The organism is Mucilaginibacter rivuli, from assembly GCF_019391655.1.
Lineage (GTDB): Bacteria > Bacteroidota > Bacteroidia > Sphingobacteriales > Sphingobacteriaceae > Mucilaginibacter > Mucilaginibacter rivuli.
Genome location: NZ_JAHXPQ010000007.1, coordinates 190,628 through 207,636 on the forward strand (window position 1 = coordinate 190,628; position 17,009 = coordinate 207,636).

The window sequence follows — 17,009 nt, forward strand, 5'->3', positions numbered from 1 at the left end:
TTATTTTTGCAGTAAATACTAATACTTTGACATTAATTAAATCAATTTCGGGAATAAGGGGCACCATTGGCGGTGCCGTGGGCGATGGATTAACGCCATTAGATATTGTTAAATTTACGTCGGCATACGGCGCCTGGGCCGTTAAAAAATCGGGTATCAACAAAATTGTTGTTGGGCGCGATGCTCGTATTTCGGGCGAGATGGTACTCAATATTGTTGTTGGTACACTACAGGGTTTGGGTATTGATGTGGTAGATATAGGCCTATCAACAACCCCGACCGTTGAAATTGCCGTACCTTTAGAAAAAGCAGGCGGAGGTATTATCCTTACCGCTAGCCATAATCCAAAACAATGGAACGCCCTCAAATTGCTTAACGCGAATGGTGAATTTGTAAGCGAAGCCGATGGTTTGGAGATATTGGACATTGCCGAAAAAAGCGATTTTAAATATGCTGATGTGAATGACCTGGGACAGCGTATTGTTGATAATAGCTATATGCAAAAGCATATCGACCACATTTTAGGTTTGGAGTTGGTTGATGTAAAAGCCATCGCCAAAGCAAATTTTAAGGTGGTTATTGATTGCGTAAACTCATCAGGCGGTATCTTTGTTCCGGCATTGCTGGAAGCTTTGGGCGTTAAAACAGTGCATAAACTGTTTTGCGAGCCCGATGGGCAATTTCCGCACAACCCTGAGCCGCTGCCCGAAAACCTGATAGACCTGTCAAAAACAGTATTGGATAAAGGTGCCGACCTGGGCATAGCCGTTGACCCGGATGTTGACCGCCTTTGCTTTGTTTGCGAAGATGGAAACGTATTTGGCGAAGAATATACCCTGGTTGCTGTTGCTGATTACGTGTTGAAGAACAATAAAGGTAATACAGTATCTAACCTGTCGTCAACCCGTGCTTTGCGCGATGTGACGGAACTTGCCGGCGGTGAGTACAATGCGGCCGCTGTAGGAGAGGTGAACGTGGTGAACAAGATGAAGGAAACCAATGCCGTAATAGGTGGCGAAGGCAATGGCGGGGTAATATACCCGGCATCGCACTACGGGCGTGATGCTTTGGTTGGTATCGCGCTGTTTTTAACGCACCTGGCAAAGTTTGGTAAAAGTATTTCTACATTAAAGCATACGTATCCAAACTATTTCATCTCCAAAAACAAGATCACGTTAACACCCGAAATGGATATTGATGCCCTGTTGCTTAAGGTAGAAGAGAAATACAAAAAGCAACCGCACAGCACCATTGATGGTTTAAAAATAGAGTTCGATAAGCAATGGGTACACCTGCGCCGCTCAAACACCGAGCCTATTATCCGCATCTACTCAGAAGGTGATTCTGAAACCGTTGCGAATAATTTGGCGAATAAGATAATTGCCGATATAAAAGAAATATTGAATGTTTAATGATTGATTTATTGAATGATTGAGTGATTGATTTTTAAGAATCGCATGGAGAGGATGATAAGGCAGATTTTGCTGAATTGATGAAAGATCGCACAAAGAAGTTTGTGATCGATAATATCAAATTGTTCAGGGATCTGCCTAAAACTGAAGAAGCGAAGATTATTGGAAAACAATTATTACGCTCATCATCATCGGTTGGCGCAAATTACAGAGCTGCCTGCCGGGCGCGGTCAAAAGCTGAATTCGGTGCAAAACTCTCTATCGTTGTTGAGGAAGCGGATGAAGCAGTGTTTTGGATGGAAATTCTGACCGAAGCCGAAATTGTAGATAAAGAGAAAATTAGTAAATTAATAACTGAAGGAAAAGAAATACTGAAAGTAGTGGCTGCCGCGAGAAAAACGACACTGCAAAAGTAATTTTCTAATCAATAATTGAAATTGGTTAATCAATAATTCGATCAATCAATAAATCAAAAATAAAATATTAACTGAATTGATTAATCAATAAATCGATCAATCAATAAATCAATAAATAAAAAAGATGCGTGTTTACTTAGACAATGCTGCTACAACGCCTATTGACCCTGAAGTGCTAAAAGCAATGTATCAGGTAATGGAAACAAACTTTGGAAACCCCTCATCCATCCACGGCCATGGCCGCGAGGTACGTACCATTATCGAAAAAGCACGTAAAACGGTAGCATCATTGCTCCACACGTCACCTGCCGAAATCTTCTTTACATCCGGGGGGACCGAGGCTGATAACATGGCCATCCGTTGTGGTATTGTAGATCATGGTATCAAACATGCCATCACCAGCAAAATAGAACACCATGCCGTTGTACACACCCTTGAGGCAATGGAAAAAGCCGGTGTGATTGAATTGGATTTTGTTGATGTTGACGATAAAGGAAACGTAAATACCGAGCACCTCGAAACCTTATTAAAAAGCCATAACCGTAGTTTTGTATCGTTAATGCACGCCAATAACGAGATAGGCACGCTAACCGATATTGAGATGGTAGGCGATATCTGCGAAAAATACAACGCCATTTACCATTGCGATACCGTGCAAACCATGGCACATTACCCGCACGATCTGAGCAAGCTTAAAATGCAGTTTATCGTCGGCGCGGCACATAAATTTCACGGTCCTAAAGGCGTTGGCTTTTTACACGTAAACCACAAGATCAAAATTAAGCCATTACTGTATGGCGGTTCGCAGGAGCGCAACATGCGTGGCGGTACTGAAAATGTTTACGGCATCGTTGGTTTAGCCAAAGCTATGGAATTAGCTTACGCCGAAATGCCACAACACCAGGCACACATTCAAGGCTTTAAAAGCTATATGATGGCGCAATTAAAAGCCAACGTGCCCGGCATTGCGTTCAACGGCGAAACTGACCCGGCTAAAAGCCTGTACACCGTACTCAACGTATCCTTCCCCGAAATGGAAATGGCAGATATGCTGTTGTTTAGTTTAGATATAGCGGGTATCTCCGCCTCAGGCGGCAGCGCCTGCAGTTCCGGCACAGATATTGGCTCGCATGTATTAACCGGCATCGGCTCAAGCCCGCTTCGCCCTGCGGTAAGATTCTCCTTCTCAAAATACAATACTAAAGAAGAAGTAGATTATACTGTAGAGAAGATAAAAGAGATTTGTTTGGTGAAGGCCTGATATCATGCAGCAATTTAACGTGCCCGCGGGCTCTTTTAAAAAAGTTCAAAAGAAAATTTTCATTAGGATTTTACCGCTAATGACAATATCAGTAATTGTAGGCGTTGTAATTTCTTTATATCATTCGAAAGAAGCCAATATTAACAATCTTTTACTTAACATTCCTATACTGTGCTTTTGTTTAGGTTTTGTAATATATCGTGGGGTGAAAAGTCAAAAGCATTCATTTGAAAGCATTCAGTTAATAACTGATAATGAGACTTTGACACGGCTTCAATTTAGTAAGCCAAGCATCATTATCAGATATGATGATATTACGAGTATTGAAAAAAGTAATGATGGCTATTTAATCATAAAGTCAAATAATTCAAATGGGAAACTAATAATTCCTTCTCAAATTGAGAACATTATCGAACTTGAAATAATATTAAATAACATTATTCAGGTTAAAAGTAAACCTCGTTATCAGTTAGTAAACTACAAGGCCTTAGGTACGATAATGATGGCAATCATAATGATGATATGCGTTTACCTTTCCGATAACAAAATAATTGTCGGCATCTCTGGTTTGGGCATAGTTGTTTTGATGGCTTATGCTTTTTATCAGTTACGAACTAATAAGAGTATCGACGATAAATCGAAGCTGACTTCCTGGATATTGTTAATTGTTATTGCATCAGTTATAGGTATACTATACGATAAATTAATATCGTAAAAGCCTACTCCTTCTTCGGCGCAATCCCTTTATCTACATTCAAAGTGAACGATGATTCAGATGCCCTGTCGGCAGCCTGCAGCCCTTCAATATCAGGTTCTGTTTCAGTTAATATTACATCATCTGTGCCCTCAATACCATCAGAGTGTATATCCTGCTGGCTTTGTTGATCTTCAGCATCATTTTCCGATTCGTTTAGCGGGGTTGAATTTATTGGGTTTATCATGGTCTTGGTTTTTATATATCCTTACAACAGTATACCCGCCATGTTGTTTTGAAATATAACTACATAAAAAAAGCGCCCCGGTGATCAGGGCGCTTTCAAAATAATGCGGAATGATATTATAAATTCTCAGTTTCCGGTACAGCTACCTCATCCGGGTCTGTAATATAATTACGTTCTTTCAATCGCGGCGATATAAACATGAATATGATCAAAAACCCTGCTATCAATTCGATAAAGAACCAATAGTAACTTGCGCCGGTAAGCCCTTTAAATATTCCATGTTCTGCAATACTACCATTTACAAAACCTACAAATAAGTTACCCGCAGCCACAGTTAACAACCATATGGCCGACATGGTGCTTTTCATTGATATAGGCGCCTGTGTATAAGCATACTCCAAACCTGTTATAGATACCATTACCTCACCTGCTGAGAGGATAATAAAAGCGAGCACCTGCCACCAGATATTTGGATGGCCGCCGCCGTCAATACTGGTTTGTATCAGGGCTATAATAACGAAGGATAAACCTGTTAAAAACAAGCCTGCGCCAATACGGCGTAATGGGGTGGTTTTAATACCCATCTTCTCAAAAAATGGATAAACACCATAAGTAAATATCGGGATAAAGATGAGAAGGAATACCGGGTTAACTGTTTGTACCTGGCCCGGTAATATGGTGAACTGGGTAAAACCTAAATTAATTACACGGTAGCAATGCTCGGCTTGCTGTACCCATTCGCTTTCAGATTGATCCCACATGGCCCAAAAAATTGGCACGAACGCGAATACGGCCAGCACACGATATACCGCTTTTGTGCCCTCCACCTTTTCGGGATTGAACGGCCCTTTAGCTACATCTAATAACGATTGGCCTTTTTTCTTTTTGCCCATATTAAACAACGCGTACAGCGATATGAACAGGAAGTTATTTTTATCAACGCCTTTTGGCGGAACACGCACATATTTTTTCCTTCCCGAAAAGAAAATTATGGTGGCTATTGCCATTAAAATTCCGGGGATACCAAATGCCCATTTCGCACCATAATTTTTATATACGTATGGTATAAGTACGGTAGAGAACATTGAGCCCGCATTAATGCTGAAGTAGAACCAGCCATATACTTTTGATAATAATGATTGGTTACTTGCGTCAAACTGGTCGCCAACGTTTGCGGATACGCAGGATTTGATACCACCGGCACCAATAGCTATAATAACCAAACCTGCTGTAAAGCCCGATAAGTTAGTATCAAATACAGCTAAACATAAGTGCCCTATACAGTATACTATTGATATCCATAAAATGATCTTGTATTTCCCGGTAAACCAATCGGCAACAATACCGCCAACAAAGGGTAGGGTATAAGCCAGGGCCACAAAAAAGTGGGTGCTTTGGTTTGCTTTTGCAGCAGCTTCGGCCGGGCCGAACATTTTACTGTAGAATTGCGCGGCCAAAAAAGTTACCAGTATAGAGCGCATTCCATAAAAACTGAAACGCTCGGCAGCCTCGTTGCCTATAATGTAAGGAATACTTCGCGGATAGCGTGGCTTTTCAGCCGGCACAGTGGTGGGTTCTTGCATATTTAAAAGGTCAATTAAAAATTTCGTCTAAATTAAGATTATTCTTATTAGTCAGAATTAAATGTTGAAAGTAAACAAAACTTATTGCTTTATATTGGTTATCATAAGTTTTTTGCAAAACACATGGATAGCTAACGTATGCCAATCCAATAAACCTGATCAACTGTTTTTTTAACTAATTCTTCCCGGCCGCCGCCCTTTGTTTATCTAATAAGGCTTGTTTTTTGGGGTCAACCAATTGGTCGTCGCCTGCATCGGGCATATTGCGCATATCAATATTGTCAATATACACCCAGCGTCCTTCTTTTAGCCGGTAGCCACAATAACTCATATCGGGGCCGTAGGTATCAAACTTACCTTTCATTTTAGGGTCGGGAGGTACCAGGTGGTCAAACACAATGGTATTTTGCGATGGCACATACCGCAGCAACATAGATGCCAAACGGTTATACTCAAAAATGACACGTTTACGTGTTTTGCCGTTCCCATCAAACACGGGCGCGCCAAACACGGGCTTATCGTTTTTAAAAGATATCACATCTATCACCTTCTTGGTCGATTTTTCGGTATTTCCTTTCCAACCCACCAGTACATAATACGGCGTAGCCGCGCTTACCTGTATAATTTTATAGTATTGGGCCCCGTACCATTTACGGTTATCAACTACCGAGTCTTCGGGGTTTTTAAGCAGGGGCGAATAATCTTCTAAAGGCACAAGTTTTAAGGTAGTGCTGTTCATTTGTATAGCACCGTAAAACCGGTAACTGCCATCGCTGTTCATCACATGCCATGTCATCAGCCTGAACTTATTGTCAGGCGCGTTAATAATGCTCATGCTCTTTACCGAATCAAAACCATAGCTATATGAGCCGCTTACCTGCAAAGCACCCACCAATGTTTTTATAAAAGTATAGTTAGCGTTTTTGCGCTCCAAAGCTTCAGGATGGTTGATCACTTTGTTCCCTAATGATTTCAGGCTGTCTTCAAAAAAACGTAATTGCTTTAACGCTGCAGGGTTACTACCGGCCTGCTGCGCTAACGAAGTAAATGGTATAAATATAAAAAGCAGTAAGCCTAAAGCGGTGTTTCTCATTATCGTGATTGAACTTAGCTAATTAACGCAAATTTTCTATCACAATTGCGCTGGCCCCGCCGCCGCCGTTACAAATTCCGGCAACACCGTATTTTCCTTTGTTTTGTTCAAGCACCGATAATAAAGTAACTACAATACGCGCGCCCGAAGCGCCCAACGGGTGCCCCATAGCCACCGCGCCGCCATGTATATTTACCTTGGCGGGATTCAGTTCCAAAATCTTATTATTAGCTAATGATACTACCGAAAATGCCTCATTGATCTCAAAGAAATCAATATCGCTGCTCTTTAAACCCGCACGGTGCAAAGCCAAAGGGATAGCTTTTGATGGCGCGGTAGTAAAGCGCTCAGGTTCCTGCTGTGTATCCGCGTAAGCGATGATCCTTGCCAGCGGTTTAATACCCAACTCGTCAGCCTTTTGTTTACTCATTAATACCACAGCCGCCGCGCCATCGTTCAGTGCCGATGCATTGGCGGCTGTAACAGTGCCATCTTTCTTAAACACTGGTTTAAGCGTAGGGATCTTATCAAATTTGACAGCATGCGGGTCCTCATCGTCTTTAACCGAAGTCACATCGCCTTTTTTGTCTTTTATCTCAACCGAGGTTATTTCGGCAGTAAATTTGCCTTCGGCCTGTGCGGTTTGCGCGCGATGGTATGATTCGGTAGCATAAGCGTCCTGCTCCTCCCTGCTAACATTATACTCCACGGCACACAGCTCCGCTGCCGATCCCATATGGAAATCATTATACACATCCCAAAGCCCGTCTTTAACCAAACCGTCTATGATCTGCCCATGTCCCAAACGGTAACCGTTACGTGCCTTATCTAAATAATAAGGCGTATTGCTCATGCTTTCCATCCCACCGGCAACAACAATATCATTTTGCCCTAACTGGATGCTCTGCGCCCCCAGCATAATGGCCTTGGTACCCGATGCGCAAACTTTGTTGATGGTAGTGGTAGGCAGATCGGGCAAACCGGCAAATTTTGCGGCCTGCGTGGCCGGTGCCTGGCCCAAATTGGCCGATAACACATTGCCCATATAAACTTCCTGTATTTGCTCCGGCTTTAAGCCTGATTTTTCAACTGCCGCTTTAATAGCCAGGCCACCCAATTGTGTGGCCGAAAATGATGATAAACTGCCGCCGAAGCTTCCAATAGGGGTACGGGTAGCGGCAACTATATAAACTTCGTTCATAAATAATTGTTCAATAATGTGGTCAGTGCAAACTTACATATTTACACAAGCTTATAACGTATGGATAGCGATTTGTGTTGCGCCTGTTCAATGATTGAATAATAGTTGTTTGCATTACTCCCTGTCTTGATTCTTGCCTCTTGCTTCTTGATTCTTCTTTTTCTTCCTCGCATTCAATGCCTGTTGCAGCAGGTACTCAATTTGCCCGTTGGTGCTCCTAAACTCATCGCCCGCCCATTGCTCCAGGTCTTTTAAAACCTCGGGGTTTATCCTCAACACAAATGCTTTTTTCTCTGCCATTCTTATCTTTAAACTGATGCCGCGGCCGCCTGCCTTTGCTTTAAAAACATAAAGTGTGCTCCCAAAAAACACAGCAATGGTACAAGGTCAATTTTTGATGTATTGGGGTCGAGTGTGATATCGATACACCTGCCCCATACACCTTGCTTCATTTTTACAATTTCGCCAAAGCGCATGGTGTTCCAGCTAAAGCCCCGTTTCCATACTGAATCACGACTAAATTCTGCTTCAAAACCGTCATTCATCAGTAATGATGCTTTACAGAACATTCCCATTTTTAACTGCCCTATAACTTCGCCCTGGTTGCTGATTTTGATGGAGCGGCTAAATACACCGGCTCTTTCAAACACCCAGGTATCGGTGTCTGTTTCGCAGATGCTCCTTGTTCTGAAAAAGCCATCGTAATACATCTTTCCATATATCAATTGCCCGTCTGTAAGCTGGTACCACGGCCTCCACCAGCCAATACTTTTCAGCCGGATAGCAGGATTTTTTATTGTTTTAAACGAGGTATACATCTTAATGGTATAAAGTGCCTGTATTTACAACGGGTGTAACATTGCGCTCGCCGCACAATACTACCAATAAATTGCTTACCATAGCTGCTTTGCGCTCTTCGTCAAGCTCAACTACATTCTTTTGTGCCAGTCTGTCTAATGCCATTTCAACAATGCCAACCGCGCCCTCAACTATCAGGCGGCGTGCAGCAATAATGGCCGATGCCTGTTGCCTTTGCAGCATGGCAGCGGCAATCTCGGGCGCATAAGCCAGGTGCGATATCCGCGCTTCAACCACACTGATGCCAGCCCGTTCTAAACGTTGGTTCAGTTCATCTTCCAGCATTTTGCTTACCTCATCGGCACCATCGCGTAAAGTAATACGGGCGCCCTCGTCCTCATAATTATCATAGGGGAACGAATTTGCCAAATGCCTCACTGCCGACTCACTCTGAATGTTTACATATTGGATATAGTTTTCTACATCAAAAAGCGCTTTTGCCGTATCATTAACCTGCCAAACAATTACAGCGGCAATTTCAATGGGGTTGCCAGCTTTGTCGTTCACTTTTAGCTGCTGCCCATTAACGTTATATGCTTTTAATGATACCGTTTTTTTGATAGTAAAGGGGTTTACCCAAAAGAAACCATCCTGTTTTACCGTACCTAAGTAATTACCAAACAGGGTTAAAACTTTTGATTGTGATGGGTTAATAATGATGAGGCCCGGTAGTATAAGCCATGCAAAAATGATCAATACCGCTCCCGGAACAACCAGTTCCATAACAAGGCAAACAATTCCCACAATTAACAATGACGCAGCTATACCCATTGCGCCGTAGCCGGATGTTGGTGTTATAATTTTTTCAGAGTTCATGTTGATTTATGATTTAAAATGATATCACAAAGATATCATATTTAAAAAATAGAAAACAAGTATTTTGTTGAAATTATTTTTTAGATGCCTTGATTTTCAGTTACATTTGATCAATCAATTACCTCATGAAGAATTTTATATTATTCCTCTTATTTGGCTTAACGCCATTTACTGCGTTGTGCCAAATGGATGCGCTTAGCACGAACGATAACGTGGTAGATACCAATTTAAGGGCAACTCTGATATCAAAGCAGTTTAGCTTTACTGAAGGCGCATCGGTTGATAAGCACGGCAATGTGTTTTTCACCGATCAGCCTAACGACAAAATTTGGGAGTATGATGTAAACGGAAAGCTCTCTGTTTTTATGGATAAAGCGGGCCGCGCCAATGGCACATACTTCGATAAAAAAGGAAACCTGCTGGTTTGCGCCGATGAGCATAACCAGCTATGGCTTATACACCCCGACAAAAAGATCGATACGCTGTTAACCAATTACAACGGCCACCGCCTGAACGGCCCCAACGATGTCTGGATGGATACCAAAGGAGGTATTTACTTCACCGACCCCTACTACCAGCGCCCTTACTGGAGCAGGACGACGACCGACATGCCCGGCCAGTACGTTTTTTATCTCCCGAAAGGGAAAAAGGAAGCCATTACAGTTGCCGATGACTTGCGGCAGCCTAACGGTATAGTTGGTATCCCTGATGGCAAATACCTGTATGTAGCCGATATAAAGGCCAACAAAACATACCGCTACCAAACCACACCCGATGGCACACTAACAGACAAACAATTGGTGATAACCCAAGGCTCTGACGGGATGACCTTGGACGAGCACGGTAATATTTACCTTACGGGAAAAGGTGTTACCGTGTACAATCCAGCCGGTAAAAAGATAGCCCACATTGATATCCCCGAACCATGGACAGCTAACCTTTGTTTTGCAGGCAAGAACAGGAAAGACTTGTTTATTACAGCTTCGACGGCCATATATATTATTAGAATGAAAGTTAAGGGAGTTGAATAATTAAGGGGGGTGATTAAGCTAGATTTTTTCGATCAAACTAATCACTTAATGAACCTAATAATGCTCACAAACAAAAACCACTCAGTTAATAAACTAATCCAACCCAATCAACAAAAAAATCAATCAACCGCCCCCTCAATCGATTTTCCCTTCATGGCCGTATTTACCGCATGGTCCATCAGGCGCTCGGCAAAGGGGCGGGTAAATTCGTTTAGCTCGTCAATAGCTTTATGTATTAGGTCTTTGTCGCCACTGGTGAGGGCTTCTTTTAAGGTAACCAGGTATTTTTGCGTATCGCTTATCTCGGCAACACTCAGGTGTGTGCCGTGTTTCTTAATAAAATTCTCAACGGTATAGGTTATTTGTTCGCCTTCGGTGCGAGCCTCTATCAGCATACGCTGGGCAACATCATCTTTGGCGTGGGTAATGCTGTCCATCAGCATTTGCTCCACCTGGTCGTCGGTAATGCCGTAGGTTGGTTTTACTTCCACCTCCTGTTTCACACCAGATCGCAGTTCAATGGCCTGTATCTTCAGTATCCCATCGGCGTTCAACAAAAAGTTAATATCCACTTTGGGGAAACCGGCGGGCATAGCCGGTATGCCTTTCAGGTCAAACTCCGCTAACTTACGGTTCTCTTTGATCAGGTCGCGCTCGCCTTGGTAAACCGAAATTTTCATGTTCACCTGCCCGTCAATCGAGGTAGTATATTGCCTGCCCGCTTTGGTAGGCACTTTACTGTTTCGCGGGATGATCACATCCATCAAACCACCCATAGTTTCAATACCGAGAGATAGCGGTGTAACATCCAGCAATAAAATATCTTTACGGTTACCAGCTAAAATATCAGCCTGTATGGCAGCGCCAAGGGCAACCACTTCATCAGGGTTTACATCATCGTGTACAGGTTTACCAAAAAACTCCGATACCATCTTCTTCACTAAAGCCGTACGGGTTGAGCCGCCTACCATTACCACTTCATCAATATCGCTAATGCTCAGTTTAGCGTCGGCAAGGGCGTTCTTACAGCAATCAATGGTCTGGTTAACCTTTGGCAGGATAAGGCTTTCGAAAGTTTGCTTATCCAACGTACACCAGATCTCGCCTACCTTCTCATTAAAAATGCTTTGGTGGCTCATCGATTTCTTAGCTTCTTCGGCCTTCAAACGCAGTTCCTGCGAAAGTTCGTGGTTAGCCAAAAGCACGGCACGGTCAAGCTGGTTCTTTTCTATCCAATAATCCAGTATCGCACGGTCAAAATCATCACCACCTAAAAAGGTATCGCCATTGGTGGCCAGTACCTCAAAAATGCCGCTCTGTATTTGCAGGATAGATACATCAAATGTACCGCCACCCAAGTCGTACACCGCAATAGTCTTTGTTTCTTCCGGATCCAGGCCAATGCCATAAGCCAAACTGGCGGCAGTAGGCTCATTCACTATGCGCAACACATCCAGCCCGGCCAATTTACCGGCGTCGCGTGTTGCCTGGCGTTGAGAATCATTAAAATAAGCAGGCACAGTAACCACGGCGCGGTTAACCGGGGTTTTTAAAGCATGCTCTGCGCGTTCCTTCAGTTCTTTTAATATCAGGCCCGATAGTTCTATGGGAGTGTAAAAAGTATCGCCTACTTTTATTTTAACCAGGCTTTCGCTGTCGTCATCAATAACTTTGTAGCTAAAAAAGTCTTTGTGTTTTTCAATGTCTTTGTATGATCGGCCCAATAAGCGTTTTACCGAAAATATGGTGTTTTGCGGGTCGGTTATTAAAAAATCTTTGGCTTCGTTACCCACAGTAATATCGCCTGCCGCGCCAAAGTGAACTATACTTGGCACCAACACGCCCTTACCGGCATCGTTAATTACTTTAGGCTCCTTATCGGGATTAATAAAAGCTACCAGCGAATTGGTGGTGCCCAGGTCTATCCCAACAATGATCTCTTCTTTTTGTAATGAACCTGTTGCCAGGTTGATAGAAATTTTAGCCATTTTTATACGTAATTAACAAGCCGCAAATGTAGCGAGTTTTTGCAGATGCCGTGTCATTTGATTGTAGGTTGATATGCATATGGCGGGTCTTCACATAATTTTCATAATTTTTGTGTTATTTTCACCAATCAAAACCTGGTAAATGCGTAATTTAAAACTATTAGTACTGCCACTGCTGCTAAGTGTCGCCACTCAAACAAAAGCCCAGTATTTTGGCGGTAACCCGCCATCTGTTAATTGGGAACAGGTTAATACCCCGGCGGCAAGGGTAATATTTCCGGCAGGCTTAGATTCGGCAGGTATCCGTATTGCCAATATCATCGGGCAGATGAACAAGGCGGTGCAACCCACCATCGGCCTGAAGCAAAAACAAATCAGCATATTACTTCAAAATCAAACTACTGTATCAAATGCTTATGTTGGCCTGGCACCATTTCGCAGCGAGTTTTATTATACGCCTCCGCAAAACAGTTTTCAGTTAGGAAGCCTGAACTGGGTAGATCAGTTATCAGTGCACGAGTTCAGGCATGTGCAGCAGTTTAATAATTTTGATGTAGGCGGCTCGCGCTTGCTGCATATTTTATTTGGCGAAGGTGGTCAGTCGGTAGGTAATGCACTGGCTATACCCAACTGGTTTTTTGAAGGCGACGCTGTTTTTAACGAAACTTATGTAACCACGCAGGGCAGGGGCAGGCTGCCATCTTTTTTTGATGATTACCGCAGCTTGTGGGCTGCCGGTAAAAACTATAGCTGGATGAAGCTACGCAATGGATCATACCTGGATTTTGTGCCCGACCATTACCCACTCGGCTATATGTTGGTAGCATACGGGCGTGATAAATATGGTGATGACTTCTGGAAAAAAGTGACACACGATGCAGCTTCATTTGATGGGCTGTTTTACCCTATGCAAAGGGCAATAAAGAAGTATTCGGCTGTTGATTTTAACCTGTTCAGAACACAAGCATTTGAGCACTTTAAAAAAGAATACAATGTTTCCACATCAAACCAGCCGGCAAAAAATAACCGGCATTTCATTGCTGATGAAGAATACCCGGCCTATGTTAATGATAACACGCTTGTATACGTTAAAACTACATATGATCATGTTCCGGAGTTTGTTATTAAAACAGGCAATGCCATACGCAATATTCGCGTGCACGATTTTAGTTTGGATAATTACTTTGATTACCGCGATGGTAAGATCGTTTACGCATCATACCGCCCCGATCTGCGCTGGGGATACCGTAATTACAGCGAACTGAATATATTGGATATTAAAACAGGCGATCAAACCCGCATTACCAACGCCACCAAATATTTTTCGCCGTCGTTTAGTGAGTTTGGTGATCAGATCGTAGCAGTACAGCAAAGTTCTGATGGCAAAAGCCAATTGCACATACTGGACAGGACCGGGAAACTCATTATAGCTATCCCGAACAAGGAAAACCTGTTTTACAGCTACCCTAAGTTTTATAATGGTAAGATCATTTCGGCCGTGCGCAATACTGCCGGTAAAATGTCGCTGGCTTTAACCGATATTGCTACAGGTAAAAACGAGTATTTAATACCATTCACCATCCAGCCAATCGTATTTCCATCGGTACAAAAGGATAAGGTATACTTTTCTGCCACAAGCGATAAAAACGATGTGTTGTTCGCCCTGTCGTTAACTGATAAAAAGCTCTACCGCCTGCAAAGTGATTCGCTTACAGCAAGCATAGGCAATTACCAGCCCACAGCATCAGCAAATAAAATAGCGTGGACAAGCCTTACCGCTTTTGGCTATAAAATTCACGAGTTGGATAACGCCAGAATACAATGGCAACCCATCGCGACTAATGATATCCCCGGCCAACTACCTGAATATGGTATTAAAGCTTTGGATAAAGGCACCGCTGCCGATATGCTGGCAACCGTAGCAGATGAGCACCCCGCGGTTACAAAATACAACAAGGCATTTCATCTGTTAAATTTTCATAGCCTTGCCCCGGCTATCAGTGACCCTAATTATGGATTTTCCTTGTTGGGAGAGAATGTTCTAAACACTGTCCAGTCGGAGTTGTTGTTTAATTACAATCGTAACGAAGGGTATAAAGAATTTGGTGCCGGGCTGGTTTATGGCGGCTTGTTCCCCTATATTTCTGTTGGCGCCGATTACGTTATAGACAGGACGCTTTTTTACAGGCTTAATAACTCATCTGCCATACAAACAGGCTATTACAACGAAACGCAGATACATGGCGGCCTGGAGTTTCCTTTTAATTTTACTAAGGGGCATACAGCTACATCATTGTCAATAGGCAGCCAGTTAGTGTATGATTTGACCAGCTTTCAACAACCATTAAGCAGTTATATTGCCGATCGTAATTACATGTATGTAGATAATTACCTGAGTTTTAGTAACCATGGCAGGCAGGCACGGAAAAATATCTATCCTCATTTTGGACAAAGTCTGTTTTTGGACTATGAAGGAACCATTACCAACATTACAGGCCATCAGTTTTTAGCTGTAGGTAATTTGTTTTTACCCGGCATAGGCGTTAACCATAATTTGATTTTACAGGGTGCTTACCAAGAGCGCGATAAGGCTAATGGCGCTAATTTTAGCAATAACTTTCCTACGGCAAGGGGTTACACCGCCGAGAACCTGTATCAGCAATATAAAATAAGTGCTAATTATTATTTCCCGATAGTTTACCCCGATGCTGGTGTTGCCAACGCGGTTTACTTTTTGCGTATACGTGGTAATTTGTTTTATGACTATGGTTTTGCTACCGATTCGCGAATTATCCCGGCTTATTCAAACAGCACCAACGCTAATTTCCGTTCGGCCGGTACCGAAGTGTTTTTTGATACCAAAATATTTAATCAATTCCCGGTATCTGTTGGTATAAGGTATAGTCGCTTGTTGGACTATGATGTTTTTGGAGGTAAAAATCCAAACCGTTTTGAATTGGTTTTGCCTTTAAGCATATTTTAGATCTAATTACAAATAGCCACAAAAAATAAAAGAGAGCATACGAATATGCTCTCTTTCCCCTAATTAATTTAAACTATTGATTAAACCCAAACCAAAGAACGTTACTGGTTCAGCATGGGCAACTGAACTTATTACTTTAACGGGAAAAATTTATTAAGGTTTAACATTCTTTTACAAAATTGTCATTTAACTTAAAAAAATGACGAATGTGTCAGTTTTTTATAGAATAAGTAAAACTCAACCCCGCATAAAAGGATTAAATCCCCGGGTACCAATTTCCATGCCTGCTGCGCGGCAAACCGTTTTTTCTCCATATTTAAAGTTTATTTTATCTAAGGCGTTATACAGGTTTAGCCGTTCTTCATTATCCTCAAATAAGTTGATCTGGTAATTTCCCTGGCAAAGCTGACTTAGTTTAACACCGATGAGCCTGATGGGGCGGCTCTGGTTCCATGCGCGGGCCAGCAGGTTTTTTATACCAGGTATTAAAATATGCTCGGCGGAAGTGAGCGCTATCTTTTCCTGCAAAGTATGTGTTTCAAAATTGGCGTATCTTACCTTAATTGCCAGGCACGATGTGAGTTTATTCTCCTTACGCAGTTTAAAAGCCAGCTCTTCCGTCATCGATACCAGCACATTTTCCAAGGTTTTTTTATCAGCCACATTCTTATCAAATGTTGTTTCGGTTGATATGGATTTCCTGTCGGAGTGAGGCACTATCTCACTGTCATCCATCCCGTTTGCTTTTTCCCATATGTTACGGCCAAATTTGCCAAACACAGTTTGCAAAAAGCGGATGTCGGTACGTTGCAGGTCAGCTATTTTTTCGATGCCAAATTCGTAAAGCTTTTGGCAGGTCTTTTCGCCCAGCATAGGTATGGCGCCAATATTGAGTGGGGCTAAAAACTCACGCTCTTTACCATGTTCCACAAAAAGCTGCCCGTTAGGTTTGGCTTTATTGGTAGCCATTTTAGCGATAGTGCGGTTTGATGCCATGCCGAAAGATATTGGCAGCCCGGTTTCGCGTATTACCTTTTGGCGCAGGTCGGTGGCTATTTTATAGCAATCGTAAAAGCGGTCCATCCCGGTAAGGTCAATATAAAACTCATCAACAGATGCTTTTTGAAACACAGGTACGGTATCGGCAATTATTTGTGTTACCTGTGCCGATGCCTCCGAGTAGCGGTGATATGAGCCATGCAGAAAAATAGCATGAGGGCAAAGCTTATAAGCTTGCGCGCTGGGCATGGCCGAGTGGATACCATATTGCCGCGCCTCATAACTGCATGAAGCTACAACGCCTCGCTCTTTTGAGCCACCTATAATAACAGGCTTACCGTTAAGTGATGGATCGAACTTTCGCTCTACCGAAACAAAAAATGAATCGAGATCGATGTGAACGATATGGCGCTTTGTATCCATACAT

General features: G+C 42.7%; 15 protein-coding genes. 6 read left to right on the forward strand and 9 right to left on the reverse strand.

The genetic code is table 11. The features are described 5' to 3' along the window. Positions 1 to 26 precede the first annotated feature (26 nt). The 4 genes from glmM to KXQ82_RS16760 all read left to right on the forward strand — a co-directional run bounded on the left by glmM (position 27) and on the right by KXQ82_RS16760 (position 3,804). Entirely contained in the window at positions 27 to 1,412 is a 1,386-nt protein-coding gene (gene glmM / locus KXQ82_RS16745; protein WP_219489605.1) for a phosphoglucosamine mutase, read from the forward strand. 80 nt (positions 1,413 to 1,492) lie between these two features. Next, complete coding sequence (locus KXQ82_RS16750; RefSeq protein ID WP_219489606.1) at positions 1,493 to 1,828, forward strand: four helix bundle protein; 336 nt, start codon at positions 1,493 to 1,495, stop codon at positions 1,826 to 1,828. Between the two features lie 124 nt (positions 1,829 to 1,952). Further along, the gene (locus KXQ82_RS16755) at positions 1,953 to 3,089 is read left to right on the forward strand and encodes a cysteine desulfurase family protein (RefSeq protein ID WP_219489607.1); all 1,137 of its coding nucleotides are present in this window, start codon (positions 1,953 to 1,955) and stop codon (positions 3,087 to 3,089) included. Between the two features lie 79 nt (positions 3,090 to 3,168). Then, entirely contained in the window at positions 3,169 to 3,804 is a 636-nt protein-coding gene (locus KXQ82_RS16760; protein WP_219489608.1) for a hypothetical protein, read from the forward strand. A gap of 4 nt (positions 3,805 to 3,808) precedes the next feature. Here the strand turns inward: KXQ82_RS16760 and KXQ82_RS16765 are convergent, their stop codons facing one another. From KXQ82_RS16765 to KXQ82_RS16795, 7 genes are all read right to left on the reverse strand, one after another. Next, positions 3,809 to 4,030, reverse strand: a complete 222-nt coding sequence (locus KXQ82_RS16765; protein WP_219489609.1) for a hypothetical protein — start codon at positions 4,028 to 4,030, stop codon at positions 3,809 to 3,811. A gap of 116 nt (positions 4,031 to 4,146) precedes the next feature. Continuing rightward, positions 4,147 to 5,613 (reverse strand): POT family MFS transporter, encoded by a 1,467-nt coding sequence (locus tag KXQ82_RS16770; RefSeq protein WP_219489610.1) that lies wholly within the window; start codon positions 5,611 to 5,613, stop codon positions 4,147 to 4,149. A 175-nt stretch (positions 5,614 to 5,788) separates the two neighbouring features. After that, positions 5,789 to 6,706 carry a hypothetical protein gene (locus tag KXQ82_RS16775; protein WP_219489611.1) on the reverse strand — a complete coding sequence of 306 codons (918 nt, stop codon included), beginning with the start codon at positions 6,704 to 6,706 and terminating at the stop codon, positions 5,789 to 5,791. 22 nt (positions 6,707 to 6,728) lie between these two features. Further along, positions 6,729 to 7,907: an acetyl-CoA C-acyltransferase gene (locus KXQ82_RS16780; protein WP_219489612.1), complete on the reverse strand. Its 1,179-nt coding sequence runs from the start codon at positions 7,905 to 7,907 to the stop codon at positions 6,729 to 6,731. 114 nt (positions 7,908 to 8,021) lie between these two features. Then, positions 8,022 to 8,207: a type II toxin-antitoxin system antitoxin gene (locus tag KXQ82_RS16785; protein WP_219489613.1), complete on the reverse strand. Its 186-nt coding sequence runs from the start codon at positions 8,205 to 8,207 to the stop codon at positions 8,022 to 8,024. Positions 8,208 to 8,215: 8 nt separating this feature from the next. Then, positions 8,216 to 8,725, reverse strand: coding sequence for a hypothetical protein (locus KXQ82_RS16790; protein WP_219489614.1), 510 nt, complete (start codon positions 8,723 to 8,725; stop codon positions 8,216 to 8,218). A 1-nt stretch (position 8,726) separates the two neighbouring features. Further along, positions 8,727 to 9,581, reverse strand: coding sequence for an SPFH domain-containing protein (locus KXQ82_RS16795; RefSeq protein WP_219489615.1), 855 nt, complete (start codon positions 9,579 to 9,581; stop codon positions 8,727 to 8,729). A gap of 125 nt (positions 9,582 to 9,706) precedes the next feature. Between KXQ82_RS16795 and KXQ82_RS16800 the strand changes: the two genes are divergently transcribed. Then, entirely contained in the window at positions 9,707 to 10,612 is a 906-nt protein-coding gene (locus tag KXQ82_RS16800; protein ID WP_219489616.1) for an SMP-30/gluconolactonase/LRE family protein, read from the forward strand. 119 nt (positions 10,613 to 10,731) lie between these two features. On the opposite strand, the gene hscA is transcribed toward KXQ82_RS16800, so the two are convergent. Further along, positions 10,732 to 12,600, reverse strand: coding sequence for a Fe-S protein assembly chaperone HscA (gene hscA / locus KXQ82_RS16805; RefSeq protein ID WP_219489617.1), 1,869 nt, complete (start codon positions 12,598 to 12,600; stop codon positions 10,732 to 10,734). A 142-nt stretch (positions 12,601 to 12,742) separates the two neighbouring features. Between hscA and KXQ82_RS16810 the strand changes: the two genes are divergently transcribed. Next, positions 12,743 to 15,583, forward strand: a complete 2,841-nt coding sequence (locus tag KXQ82_RS16810) for a TolB-like translocation protein (protein WP_219489618.1) — start codon at positions 12,743 to 12,745, stop codon at positions 15,581 to 15,583. Between the two features lie 237 nt (positions 15,584 to 15,820). Here KXQ82_RS16810 and dinB read toward each other — a convergent pair whose 3' ends face one another. Beyond that, on the reverse strand, positions 15,821 to 17,005 hold the full coding sequence (dinB, locus tag KXQ82_RS16815; RefSeq protein WP_219489619.1) for a DNA polymerase IV: 1,185 nt from the start codon (positions 17,003 to 17,005) through the stop codon (positions 15,821 to 15,823). Positions 17,006 to 17,009 lie beyond the last annotated feature (4 nt).